Origin of the sequence: Pantoea sp. EKM20T, assembly GCF_011800485.1 — a bacterium.
In the GTDB taxonomy this organism is placed as follows: domain Bacteria; phylum Pseudomonadota; class Gammaproteobacteria; order Enterobacterales; family Enterobacteriaceae; genus Pantoea; species Pantoea agglomerans.
This window is the reverse complement of the sequence record NZ_JAALFW010000002.1, coordinates 430,450-442,652: the sequence shown is the minus strand read 5'-3', so window position 1 is coordinate 442,652 and position 12,203 is coordinate 430,450. Positions and strand designations below refer to the sequence as shown.

The 12,203-nt window shown below is 52.4% G+C and carries 12 protein-coding genes; 4 read left to right on the top strand and 8 right to left on the bottom strand.

Going from position 1 to position 12,203, the window contains the following annotated elements; translation table 11 throughout:
- Nucleotides 1-270 carry a cell division topological specificity factor MinE gene (gene minE / locus HFD94_RS05275; RefSeq protein WP_008925314.1) on the top strand — a complete coding sequence of 90 codons (270 nt, stop codon included), beginning with the start codon at nt 1-3 and terminating at the stop codon, nt 268-270.
- A 53-nt stretch (nt 271-323) separates the two neighbouring features.
- Here minE and rnd read toward each other — a convergent pair whose 3' ends face one another.
- From rnd to HFD94_RS05245, 6 genes are all read right to left on the bottom strand, one after another.
- Complete coding sequence (gene rnd, locus HFD94_RS05270; protein ID WP_010260566.1) at nt 324-1,445, bottom strand: ribonuclease D; 1,122 nt, start codon at nt 1,443-1,445, stop codon at nt 324-326.
- Nucleotides 1,446-1,543: 98 nt separating this feature from the next.
- Nucleotides 1,544-3,220 carry a long-chain-fatty-acid--CoA ligase FadD gene (fadD, locus tag HFD94_RS05265; protein ID WP_010260565.1) on the bottom strand — a complete coding sequence of 559 codons (1,677 nt, stop codon included), beginning with the start codon at nt 3,218-3,220 and terminating at the stop codon, nt 1,544-1,546.
- Between the two features lie 209 nt (nt 3,221-3,429).
- Entirely contained in the window at nt 3,430-4,026 is a 597-nt protein-coding gene (locus HFD94_RS05260) for a Slp family lipoprotein (protein ID WP_167432860.1), read from the bottom strand.
- Nucleotides 4,027-4,086: 60 nt separating this feature from the next.
- Nucleotides 4,087-4,785, bottom strand: coding sequence for a tRNA (adenosine(37)-N6)-threonylcarbamoyltransferase complex dimerization subunit type 1 TsaB (tsaB, locus tag HFD94_RS05255; protein WP_010260559.1), 699 nt, complete (start codon nt 4,783-4,785; stop codon nt 4,087-4,089).
- A gap of 44 nt (nt 4,786-4,829) precedes the next feature.
- Nucleotides 4,830-6,746, bottom strand: coding sequence for an ATP-dependent DNA helicase (locus HFD94_RS05250; protein ID WP_010260556.1), 1,917 nt, complete (start codon nt 6,744-6,746; stop codon nt 4,830-4,832).
- A 241-nt stretch (nt 6,747-6,987) separates the two neighbouring features.
- Nucleotides 6,988-7,725 (bottom strand): carbonic anhydrase, encoded by a 738-nt coding sequence (locus HFD94_RS05245; protein ID WP_045139910.1) that lies wholly within the window; start codon nt 7,723-7,725, stop codon nt 6,988-6,990.
- A 1,858-nt stretch (nt 7,726-9,583) separates the two neighbouring features.
- Here HFD94_RS05245 and HFD94_RS05240 point away from each other — a divergent pair.
- The gene (locus tag HFD94_RS05240) at nt 9,584-10,258 is read left to right on the top strand and encodes an ATP-dependent Clp protease proteolytic subunit (RefSeq protein WP_167432859.1); all 675 of its coding nucleotides are present in this window, start codon (nt 9,584-9,586) and stop codon (nt 10,256-10,258) included.
- A gap of 382 nt (nt 10,259-10,640) precedes the next feature.
- Here HFD94_RS05240 and HFD94_RS05235 read toward each other — a convergent pair whose 3' ends face one another.
- A complete protein-coding gene (locus tag HFD94_RS05235) occupies nt 10,641-10,808 on the bottom strand; it encodes a hypothetical protein (protein ID WP_167432858.1) in 168 nt (55 codons plus the stop codon).
- Between the two features lie 350 nt (nt 10,809-11,158).
- Between HFD94_RS05235 and HFD94_RS05230 the strand changes: the two genes are divergently transcribed.
- Both HFD94_RS05230 and HFD94_RS05225 read left to right on the top strand, forming a co-directional pair.
- Nucleotides 11,159-11,518 (top strand): hypothetical protein, encoded by a 360-nt coding sequence (locus tag HFD94_RS05230; protein ID WP_033757884.1) that lies wholly within the window; start codon nt 11,159-11,161, stop codon nt 11,516-11,518.
- A 67-nt stretch (nt 11,519-11,585) separates the two neighbouring features.
- A complete protein-coding gene (locus tag HFD94_RS05225) occupies nt 11,586-11,930 on the top strand; it encodes a RidA family protein (protein ID WP_003852699.1) in 345 nt (114 codons plus the stop codon).
- Between the two features lie 11 nt (nt 11,931-11,941).
- Here the strand turns inward: HFD94_RS05225 and HFD94_RS05220 are convergent, their stop codons facing one another.
- Nucleotides 11,942-12,136 (bottom strand): YoaH family protein, encoded by a 195-nt coding sequence (locus HFD94_RS05220; protein ID WP_010260545.1) that lies wholly within the window; start codon nt 12,134-12,136, stop codon nt 11,942-11,944.
- Nucleotides 12,137-12,203: the final 67 nt, after the last annotated feature.

The following is a 12,203-nucleotide window of genomic DNA, read 5'->3' as shown; positions in this document are numbered from 1 at the left end:
ATGGCATTACTTGATTTCTTTTTATCCCGGAAGAAGAACACTGCCAATATAGCCAAGGAAAGGCTGCAGATTATCGTGGCAGAACGGAGAAGGGGCGACAGTGAGCCCCACTATCTTCCGCAACTTAAGCGCGACATTCTGGAAGTGATTTGCAGATATGTGAAGATCGATCCAGAAATGGTAACGGTTCAGCTCGACCAGAAAGGTGATGATATCTCGATTCTGGAGCTGAACGTGACGCTGCCGGAAACGGATGAAGTGACTAAATGACGCTGACCGTTTGCTGAATTTCCCCTGCGCTCTGGCAGGGGAAATTTAACCGGTTAACAACCCGCCAGAATCTCCTCAATGCCGGGTTTCAGCAGTTCGCCCCGCCATCCGGTGAGTAACTCCGGCTGACGTCCCTGTGGCTTCAGGCCCCAGTGCTGACTTAATACCTGATTAATCTGACGTCGTGACGCCAGCAGCTCCTGACTGAATCCACTCTGCTCGCTCACCTGCTGCACCAGCGCTTTCATCGCTTTAAACACTGGCTTGTAGTGCGGATGGTCAATCAGATTGCCCAGCGGAGCCGGCAGTTCGCTCTCATCCAGCGCCTCAGCTTCTGCCACCAGCGCCACCAGCGCTTTGCCGTGGAAACGAATTTCGTGGCCTGACAGCCCCAGATGATCCAGCTCGCCCAGCGAGCCGGGCATAAAGCGCGCCACTTTCCACAGGTGCTCTTCGCGCACCACAAAGTTAACGGCCATATCTTTTTCACGCGCCAGCTTCAGACGCCAGGCCGCCAGTCGCTGTAACGCCGCCAGCTGACGCGGGCGCAACTGCCAGGCATTGGTAATATCCCGCCAGGCTTCATCCGGCGACAGGCTATCCAGACGACGCTGACACAGGTTATCGCACTCACTGAGTGCCGCCGACATATTGCCGGCCTCTTCCGTATTGATCATCAGCTGACGCGCAATTGGCAACAGATAGTGAACGTCCGCCGCCGCATACTCGCACTGACGCTGGGTCAGAGGGCGCGCCAGCCAGTCCGTGCGTGATTCACTTTTATCGAGTTCGACCTGAGTGAAATGCGCCACCATTGAGGCAAAACCCCAGGAGAGCGGCTGGCCAGAAAAGGCAGCCAGAATCTGGGTATCGATCATGGGCGTCGGCAGCACGCCGAAACGGTGCAGGAAGACTTCCAGATCTTCACCCCCGGCATGCAGGAATTTGGTGACGCGGGTGTCGGTAAGCAAGGCAATAAAGGGTGACCAGTCACGGATATTCAGCGGGTCAATCAGCACCAGTTGCTGATCGTCGAACAGCTGGATCAGGCCAAGCTGAGGGTAGTAAGTGCGGGTGCGGACAAATTCGGTATCCAGGGCCACCGCCGCGTGCTGGCGCGCTTTCTGACACACGTCTGCCAGTTGATCATCCTGGTCGATAAGGGAATAGTTCACGTCTGATTTCCACCGCAGCCAACAACGCGCGGCGCTCCATGTTAAAAACAATAAAAACGCCGGACATGCCGGCGTTCAACCTCAATTTCTGCCCGGATTCAGCTCGCGCCGGGTTTCGCCTCGTCGCGCAGCTCACGCCGCAGGATCTTGCCGACGTTGGTTTTAGGCAACTCATCACGAAACTCAATGATTTTCGGCACCTTGTAACCGGTCAGCTGACGGCGACAGTGATCGAGCACCTCTTCTTTGGTGAGCGATGCATCTTTTTTCACGATGCAGACTTTTACCGCTTCGCCAGAAAGATCGCTGGGCACACCGATAGCCGCGGCTTCACGCACTTTAGGATGCTGCATCAGCACGTCTTCGATTTCATTCGGATAGACATTAAAACCTGATACCAGAATCATATCTTTTTTGCGGTCAACGATGCGAATAAAGCCTTCCTGGTCAACGGTAACAATATCACCGCTGTGGAGCCAGCCATTTTTCAGCACTTCCGCTGTCGCTTCCGGATGCTGCCAGTAGCCCAGCATCACCTGCGGGCCGCTGATGCAAAGTTCGCCCGGTTCACCCGGGGGAACTTCATTGCCGTCGTCATCCAGAATCAGCACATCGGTCGAGGGCACCGGCAGACCGATACTGCCGGTATGACAGCTGATGTCATAGGGATTGACCGACACCAGCGGAGAACACTCTGTCAGGCCATAGCCTTCCAGCAGATAGTGTCCGGTCAGTTTTTCCCAGCGCTCGGCCACCACTTTCTGCACCGCCATTCCGCCACCGGCGGAAAGACGCAGCGTTGAAAAATCGAGTTTATTAAACTGCTCATCGTTGAGTAGCGCGTTAAACAGCGTATTCACGCCAGTAATGGCGGTAAACGGAAATTTCCCCAGCTCTTTAACAAAGCCGGGAATATCGCGCGGATTGGTGATCAACAGATTCTGACCGCCCAGCTCCAGGAACAGCAGGCCATTCACCGTTAAGGCGAAGATGTGATAAAGCGGCAGCGCGGTGACGACACACTCTTTACCGTCGCGCAGCACTTTGCCGTAGGTCGCGCGGGTCTGCTCAAGATTCGCCTGCATGTTGCGATGGGTCAGCATCGCCCCTTTGGCCACGCCAGTGGTGCCACCGGTGTATTGCAGGAAGGCGAGATCGTCATTGGAAACCGTCGGGCGTTGATAATTGAGCGTTTCGCCGACTTCCAGTACGTGGCGAAATGAGATTGCCCCCGGCAGATGGTATTTGGGCACCAGCTTCTTCACATACTTAACGACAAAGTTAACCAGTGTCGCTTTTATCGGCGCCAGCTGATCGCCCATCCGGGTCAGGATGACGTGCCGCACAGCAGTTTTCGCCACCACTTTTTCCAGCGTGTGCGCAAAATTCGAGACAATGACAATCGCACTGGCCCCACTGTCATTGAGCTGATGCTGCAGCTCGCGCGGCGTATAGAGCGGATTCACATTGACCACGACCATACCTGCACGCAGCACACCAAACAGGGCCACCGGATACTGCAGTAAATTCGGCATCATCAGTGCCACCCGGTCACCCGCTTTCAGGCCCAGCTGTTGCTGAAGATAGGCGGCAAAAGCGCGGCTCTTCTCTTCCAGCTGACGATAACTCATCTTCTGACCCATGTTCAGGAACGCGGGTTGATCGGCGTAGCGTTTTGCGGCCTGCTCAAACAGATCCACCAGCGAGGTGTAACGATCTGCACTTATTTCGGCAGGCACATCTGCCGGGTAGCGTTTCAGCCAAACCTTATTCAAGGATCCACCCCGATAATTTTGTTGTATTTCCATCGCTGCCTCAGCCAATCTGGTTTGTTAACAATATTTTAACTGATTGTACCAGTTTGCCTGTTTTGGCATGTTGAGGTTGCGAAGTGCATCACTAAATTTCGTGCTGATAAAACAGGCAAATAAAAAGCCCGGCAGCGAGCACCGCGACCGGGCTGATACTTAAATGTTTTTTGCACTTACTCAGTCAGAATAATCTGCACCTCTGCCGGCCCACTGTTCATCATTCCCCAGTAGGGATTCGGGCCCCAGTATCCACCGCGATGGCGGGTCGGACCATACCAGATCCAGGGATCCATCGGCTGAGGTGGAGCTGTCACCTGCTGGGTAAGTCGCCAGCGCTGATAACCGCGCACATCGATGACCGCAAATTTATAATCCGCTTCACCAATTTTGCCCTGCTCTGTCCCCTTAAGGGTACCCAGCACCGTCACATACTGATTTCTGACATCCACCGGATCAACAAAACCTCGGATATCGGCATAAATCCGACCGACCGAGGCCGCACCCAGACGCGGTCTGGCGCTATCATCCAGCGGCTGTGCAGCAATCTCAAGCCGGGTTTTGCCGTTCAGGTTAGTGACATTCACTACCTTGCCGCCAAAGCGAGATTCCTGCCCGACAAAGAGCGAAGGATCGCTCATGACCCGCAACAGATCCTGCTGCGGCTGAGGTGAGCTGCCCTGCAGCGTGTCAGGAATTGAGACACAACCGGTTAACGCCAGCACACAGGTCAGCAGCAGACCTGAAAGCCCTTTACCACACATTGACGACATAGACGTTCTCCCGTTAGGTAAAGAGTTAGACTGGACGCATAACAATAAGTTGCGTGCATTTTACCGGCCAGGTAATTTTTTCCAGGCGACTTCATTACGCAGATAAGTGGGCTCCGCCGTTTCCGGCAGCAGCGTCTTCCCCTGTGCCAGCGCAAGGGTTGCCAGCGGCAGCATATCTTCTGCAGCGGGCAGCGTAACGTCACTGGCGTTCAGGGTAAGTTCGTGTCCCTGCTGCAGGGCAGGATAAGCCTGCCAGCCGGTGCCTGCGGTCATCCATTCGCCAGAAAGCGCCTGCATCCGGGCCAGTGCCGCTTCGGGCGACAGCACGCTTTCGCTGGCCTCACCCTGCCAGGCACCCTGTTCATCACGCTGATATTCGGCCCAGTAGACCTCGCCCATCCGCGCATCAATAGCGGTTAATACCCGGGTAGCACCGTGCAGACGCCACGCGCCTTCCGCCAGCGTTGCCAGCGTGGAAACCGCGATCATCGGCAGAGAAGCGCCCAGTGCCAGTCCCTGCGCAATACCAATGCCAATCCGCACGCCGGTAAAACTGCCAGGGCCGCGACCAAAGGCGAGCGCGTCCAGGTCGGTCAGTTCCAGCTGCTGTGCCAGCAGTAGCTCTTCGATCAGCGGTAAAATACGCTGGGTGTGATCGCGCGGGGCAATTTCGAATCGGGCATCAATCTGTTGCTGATTCAGCAAGGCGGCTGAACAGGCTTCTGTCGCCGTATCCAGCGCTAAAATTCGGGCTGACATGACTACCTCAGAAGAAAGAAAACGGCGCGCATCTTAGCATAAAATTACGCGTCTGGTTCGGGTTGCTGGCGGATAAAGGCGATGGCGCGGGCAATGTCCCGGGTGCGCGGCGTCGGCGGCAGGCTATTGAGAAACAGCGCGCCATAAGGACGAGAAACCAGACGCTGATCGCAAATCACCAGTACGCCACGATCGTCGGTATCGCGGATTAAACGTCCCACGCCCTGCTTCAGGGTGATCACCGCATCCGGCAGCTGCACATCCGTAAAGGGATCGCCGCCACGAATCCGGCAATCTTCCATTCTGGCTTTCAACAGCGGATCTTCCGGTGAGGTGAACGGCAGTTTATCGATGATCACCAGCGACAGCGCATCACCCCGCACATCCACGCCTTCCCAGAAGCTGCTGGTCGCCACCAGCAGGGCATTGCCCTTATCGATGAACTGTTTCAGCAACTGACCCTTGCTGGTTTCACCCTGCACCAGCACGGGCAGCGTCATTGAGGCGCGAAATTCTGCGGCCAGCTCACGCATCATCAGGTGCGACGTGCACAGAAAGAAACAGCGGCCTTTATTAGCATCAATCAGCGGCTTCATCATTGCGGCCAGCTGGCGTGCACCACCCGGACGGTTAGGCTCAGGCAGATTGCGCGGAACGCAGAGCAGCGCCTGCTTCGCAAAATCGAACGGGCTGTTCAGAATCAGGCTTTTTGCTGCATTCACACCCAGCCGTTCGGCGAAGTGTGCCATTTTCTCATCCACCGCCAGGGTGGCTGAGGTGAAGATCCAGGCAGCCTTACGATTATCCATTACTTCACGGAAGCGTTCTGCCACCGAGAGCGGCGTCAGCGCCAGGATAAAGTGACGTGAGGTACATTCATACCAGTAGCTGTAGCCCGGCTCGTTAATCGCCCGCAGCCGTTTTAACCGGCCACGGTAGAGCGCGGCCCGCTCGAAGGCGGCATCCAGCAGGGCTGAACGGCCCAGTGAGAGTTTGATAACGTCGTAACAGAGCTCAAGCGCATCATCCAGCAGCGTAAACATCCGCAGGATGTTGTTATCGCTCAGCAGTTCACGCAGGTTACCGCGATAGCCGGGATCGCCTAATGACAGGCGAAAATCCTGCGCGCACTGCGCCAGGCGGTCAGCGGATTTCTGCAGCTGCTGAGCATCACGCACCTCGGTGCGGTAGGCGGTAATAATATCTTTGGCGAGATCGAGTAACTGGCGGCTGGAGAGTTGCTGACCAAAATACTGACTGGCGATATCGGGCAGCTGATGGGCTTCATCGAAGATCATCACATCAGCTTCGGGAATAAGTTCGCCAAAGCCGCCCTCTTTTACCACCAGGTCAGCAAGAAACAAGTGGTGGTTCACGACCACTACATCGGCGTCCATCGCGCGCTTACGCGCTTTGACCACAAAGCACTCTTTATAGCGCGGGCAGTCAGTGCCGAGGCAGTTATCGTTGGTGCTGGTGACCAGCGGCCAGACCGGGCTGTCTTCGGTCACGCCCGCACAGCTGCTGATGTCGCCATCTTCCGTCTGCGATGACCAGCTGCGCAGCGTCACCAGATCGGTCAGCCCCTGCGCGGTGAGATCGCCGCCCGCCATCGATTGCTGTTCCATGCGTTCCAGGCAAAGGTAGTTGGAGCGTCCTTTCAGCAAGGCCGTTTTACCTTTGAAATCCAGCGCCTTGATCATCGTAGGCAGATCGCGGCCATAGAGCTGATCCTGCAGCGCCTTGGATCCGGTGGAGACAATGACTTTTTTACCGGCCCGCAGAGCGGGAGCCAGGTAGGCATAAGTTTTTCCGGTGCCGGTACCGGCCTCGACCACCAGTTCACCCTGCTGTTTTACGGCTTCAGATACCGCCTGCGCCATCTCACGCTGTGCTTCACGCGGCTTAAAGCCTGCGATCGCGAGCGCCAGCGCGCCATCCACTGCAAAATCGTCTGCCACATACCCTCACTAAGAACGGCAAAAACACTGTAATTATGTCAGTATTGGATCAACAAAGCAAAATTGATAATTATCAATAGTTTATCTATTTTTAGCCGTTGGGAGTGTGGCAACCAGTGTCTCAGGATCGCGTCTGAAAGATGGGACAAAGGCGGCAGGTGGCCGCCTGAAAAGAGTCTCTCGCAGCATCGGGATACCTGATGAGAAGTTGCACCGCGAAAGGCAGTAGAAATCGCTGTGACTACTCTACAATCATGCGCCCATTGAGATGCTGCAACGGACGATTATTGGTGGTTTTCAGCGCCTGTTTAAAGGCGTCGAGCTGCGCCTGAGAGAGCGAAACCGGCTGTTTCAGCACCAGCCAGCGAATCCCTTCGCTGCAGGGCGGCGTCGTCAGGGAGCCACTGAAACGATAATAGTGCAGATCTTCCGGGAAGAGATCGCGTAAGTTTACCTGGCGATTAATGGTTACCTGCTGGTTTTCCTGTTTCGGCATAGCGTCGATCAACGGTGCCAGCGCCGGATTCTCTTTACCGACCTTAAACATCACCGCGACCACGGCCAGATCGCCATCCTCTTTGCTGTGTACAAAGTGGGCTTCAAGGGGAAAGGTGTGCCCATTGATCTGGTTCTCACTCGGCGTATGGAAGTGATACTGACGCAGCGTGAACTTTTCCCGATCCAGTATAAAATCATCTTCTTCATCAACGGTCACCTGAATCGTGTGGCCATTGTTGATCACCTTCTCAGCCGACGTATGGTAGGCCAGATCGAGTGCCTGTAAATGTCCCTCAATCGGATCTTTAATATTGATAGGCGACTGGGACTTACCTTCGTGGCAGATGTGGAAGTCGCTGGTCAGTTCGCTCCAGTGTTCCGGGCCAGCTTTGCCTTCGTACGTCCAGTGCGGTTCCGCCGCACCGGCTACGTTGAGGGTAGAAAGCGCCACAACCAGACTTAACATTTTTGGTAATTTCATTTTTATCCCTGCTTTATAAGCTTATTTGCGGCAGGGATACTATTCCGCTGACTACTGAATCAGCAAGGTGACAAAATGCGTTAAATCAAAATCAGAACGAATAAAGAGTTTATAATTACAATCAATGTTAATTTAATTAACAAACACCACGATGTGACGTTTTTAAGCACTTCAGGAAAGGGTTGATATCAATCTCTCTGAATAAAAGAGTTTCATTTTTCTGTATTTATCATTTTGATCGTCGAAACGAGCCGGGAGGGAAATTTTGCACTAAATTCAGGCGACGTAAGAAACCGCAAAACTGCACGCAGGCGGTTTTGCGGTGCAACGCGATAACGCGTCATAAAAGATTATGCAGGTGACGCTAGACATCCTTTTCTAATGGTTCCTCTTCTTCATCTTCTTCCTCATCTTCAGGATAAATCTCAGCGTCATCGGGCAGCGGCTCATCGTAATCAGGGCGTTCAGACATAATTTCCTCCGGTGTCAGATAGCAATTTTGCTATGCCCTTTGAGTGTAGCTTACTCCTGCCATCTGTTTTGCAAGGCTCGCAAAAGATATCAGAAATGCGGGCGCTGCCGCAGACTCTGCTTCGCCACTGCGTGAAACAGCCTTGCGTCACAGCCGGTGCTGATAGCGTACCGGTTAATTGGATGCCCATTCGCCTCCCCCAGCCGCGTTATCATTGACGTCAGTCTGATAGCGGGTTTAATAATTCGCCGTTAAAAAACCTCTGTTTTCAAAAAAACCTCTTACTCGTTTAATGAATAAAAGGCCGGAACTTAACTGCCTATAATATAGGGACACGAAAAGTTAATGATGCGATTCAAAGCACAATTATGCACAAAGAAAGGTAACATTAAATAAAAACTCAACAGGAGTAGCATTAAACATCGTTATGTTGTTATAAGAAAAAATCCCTGATATAAAAGAGACAGAATTTAAACGTAACCTGTGAGCATTAGCGGATTGAATATTTCCTCTGATGCAGCCACGCTGACTTAACAGATGGTAGAGAGGTAATTAAAAATTCAGGCGTTCTGTTATCTCTCACAGGCAATAAAAAATTGTCGCCGGATGAGTCACATCACAATAGAAACCATGCCCCACGGCATCCGTCCTCTTTAAAAGGCCGTTTAAGACTATCTCGCTAAAGATATCCGTTAATGTTAACGAAGTGGGGTTTTATATTATAAGTTAAGTGGGATGTAGTCTGGCTGTTGCTGCCCTGTTGCATCTATCCGTCAAAATGGACACCATTATCTCAACAAGGAGAAATATCATTGTTCCCAAAATTACCCCGGTATAGCTTAGTGATTCTGACGCTGAGCGGTTGCGTTACCAACGATGAGGTCAAACTCAACCCAGTTGGTCAACATAGTGAACCTGTCATGCCGCATATAAACCAGGGAATCAGCCCTGCACAGCGGCGCGCGATTATGTCCGGCGAACAACCAGACTGGTCTGACGTTTATCCTCAGCGAATCTATAAAAACTCGTCAGCAGTCAGGAAATGATCTGCACGTCGTAGCAGTTAACGTCGTTACTCCACCACTCACATAGCGTAAAAAACACTGTGGAAAATAATCAACACGTCGATGATGTCTCCCTATGGGATTGGATTGTCACATTAATTTTAACCGGCATACCCGTATTAAATATTTTTATGCTGCTTTACTGGTCCTTAAACCGAAGGACTAAACGTTCAAAGAAAAACTACGCCAGGGCGAGTTTATTATTGATATTCATCGTACTCATCTTCTATATCATTACCCTGGAAGTTACAACGGGCTATTTTCTTTTTAAACATTACTGATCCTTAAACTGACAGCGTCATACCCTTAAATGGAGTTTTTTATGGTGCGTTATTTCACTTTTCTATTATTGGGCGTCACTTCCGCTTGCTGCATAGCGAAAACGTCAGTGGTGATAAATAACACCCTGAAAGCGCAAGAGATAAAATCGGCAAAAATTGTTTACATTGGCGAGGTTAATGGCACTAAAGTGGCAGAATTGATGGCAGGCATCGATGATATTAATGCAAGTTACCCCGCTGTAAAAGAAATATCGCTTTATATAAACAGCTTTGGCGGCGACATGGAAGCTGGCTATATGGGCGGCCAGGCCGTCAGGGGGTCAAGGATTCCGATAAAAACCATCAATGCCGCAATGACGGGTTCGGCGGCTACCCTGATTTATTGCTCAGGGGCGCAAAGGGAAACATTACCCAGCGCAACATTTTTAATCCACCCTGCAGCGAGTCAAAACATTCAGAGCAACTATCTGAAAAAAAATGAAGTCATTTTACTCAGCAGAGATATCGATAATGTCAGTAAACTATTCAGGGACACCTATGCATCCTGTTTCAAAGATGACGGGATAGAGATAGATAAAGCCTTATTCAGTGAAGACAACCGTATTTACCTGCGTTTTCCAGAATCTGTAAAACAGGGTATTGCACAAAAACGTGTTGAAGGAATCGCCCCCGCTGATGTCGCTTATTACATTTTCACTTCAGAGGCCAGCGGCTAGCAAAAATAGCGTTATTTATGCCTGCTGGACGAATACTTTTTATCAGATATGCGCCGCCTGGACAGATGGGCGTGCTGGCGGGGAGACATATCGAGCCGTTAGCGGGTAATCCAGAGAAGAACATAACGCAGACGACGTTCAGATGGGGCGCCGCAGGATCTCACCATCAATATCACGGTGGATTTTCGCAGTAAGCGCTACCCTTGCATGGTGAGTTTTTTGAGCAGCAATAGCAGGGTTGATTCAACACTGGCCAGATAAAAAGCGCGAGATAAAGCAGGCCGCTCAGCCAGATACGGCTCATTCTGGTACAGGGCGTTTATCTGTTTCTGGCTGGTGACCTGATATCACGATCATTGGTGACGCTGCTGTTGCGACCTGCTTATAAGCGGACGTACAACGCGCCCGCCAGCATAACGATGAACAGAATAGCGAAGGTAATAAAGCCCTGCTTAGTGCCACGGGACAATCCAACAAACGCCGAAACCACAATAAACAGCAGCGTCAGTGCGCCGACCATCACCCAAAAAAGATACTGCGTATTCGCCATGCCTGAATCCTCATCCGTAGCGCGATTTATCTGCTGTTTTATAACATTTTTATGCCGCGCGTGCCCTCACTTCTCCCGCTCTTTCGACGCTTCATGCTGCTTTAGTGCAGCAGGGCTGCAACAGTGACAACGTCCGCGGCTCATGATCATGATGCAGACAGTGTGATGCAGTTAGCAAATGCAGAGGAACGCAGCGAGTAAACAAACGCGCGGATTATAATGATTAAATCAGCTTACCGTTGGGATGTGGCACCCGTAGGCTGACGTGCTGAGACTGGTTTAACATTGCCGATCAGGCGGTGTTAAACAGATGGCCTTAACCCGACTGCCTGACTCAGGCGGAGGAATGTATGAACTGTTTCCGCATCGGCTCTCTGGCTGGCGTGCTGCTGCTCTGCGGCTGCCAGGCACCCACGCCTGATCAGACTCGTCTGCAGCAGCCTGTTTTTCAGGGTCAAAGCACCCGCACCGTCCCTCAGCTCAGCGACTGTATTTATCGCGGCTGGTCCACCACCAGCGTCATTGCCAGAGATAACACCACCCACACCCAGCCCAACGGCAGCGAGATCAGCGTTTTTACCTGGGAAGATTCGATTTTTGCGGATGTGTCGCCCCGCCGAAAAGGGGCTGAGGTGAAATATTTCACGACTTTCCGGATGGCGCCTCAGGTGATGGCGGACAGACAGGCGATTGTTGAGCGCTGCCTGTAAAGCGTAAGGGGTGACAGCGATGTCGGGAGTGTGCCAGGCTATTGCGCAATTAACCAGGGAGAAACCGATGAGTATTACCCGCATTGACCCGGAACACCGTATGTCCGAAGCCGTGATCCACAACGACACGATCTATTACACCAGCGTGCCTGAGAATCTGGATGCCGACGCAGAAGCGCAGACAGCCAATGCGCTGGCAGTGATTGATGCGATTCTGACACGGCTCGGTAGCGATAAAAGCAAAATCCTTGATGCGACGCTGTTTCTGGTGGATAAGGCCGATTTCCCTGCGATGAACCGCGCATGGGACGCATGGGTCTCGCCAGGTAATGCGCCGGTGCGCTGCACGGTACAGGCCGGTCTGTTGAATCCGAAGTACAAAATCGAAATTAAAATTATCGCTGCACGTTAAAACGCCGGGCGTTATTCCTCTTCGTTTTCTTCATCTTCGTCTTCGAATAGCGCCCGAATCCGTTCGCCCTTGAAATTTTGTCGGATCTCCTGCGCCACCTGGGTGATCGCTTCACCGCTCGACAAACCTCCCGCCATCAATTCCTGAATACGTTCGACGGCCTGCTGCTGCTGCTCGTGAGAGAGAGCCGGTATTCCTATAAACATGTTTCACTCCTGCGTTGGGGCAGACAGTATCCCACGCGGAACTAACAGGTGCCAGTCAGGAAAAAAT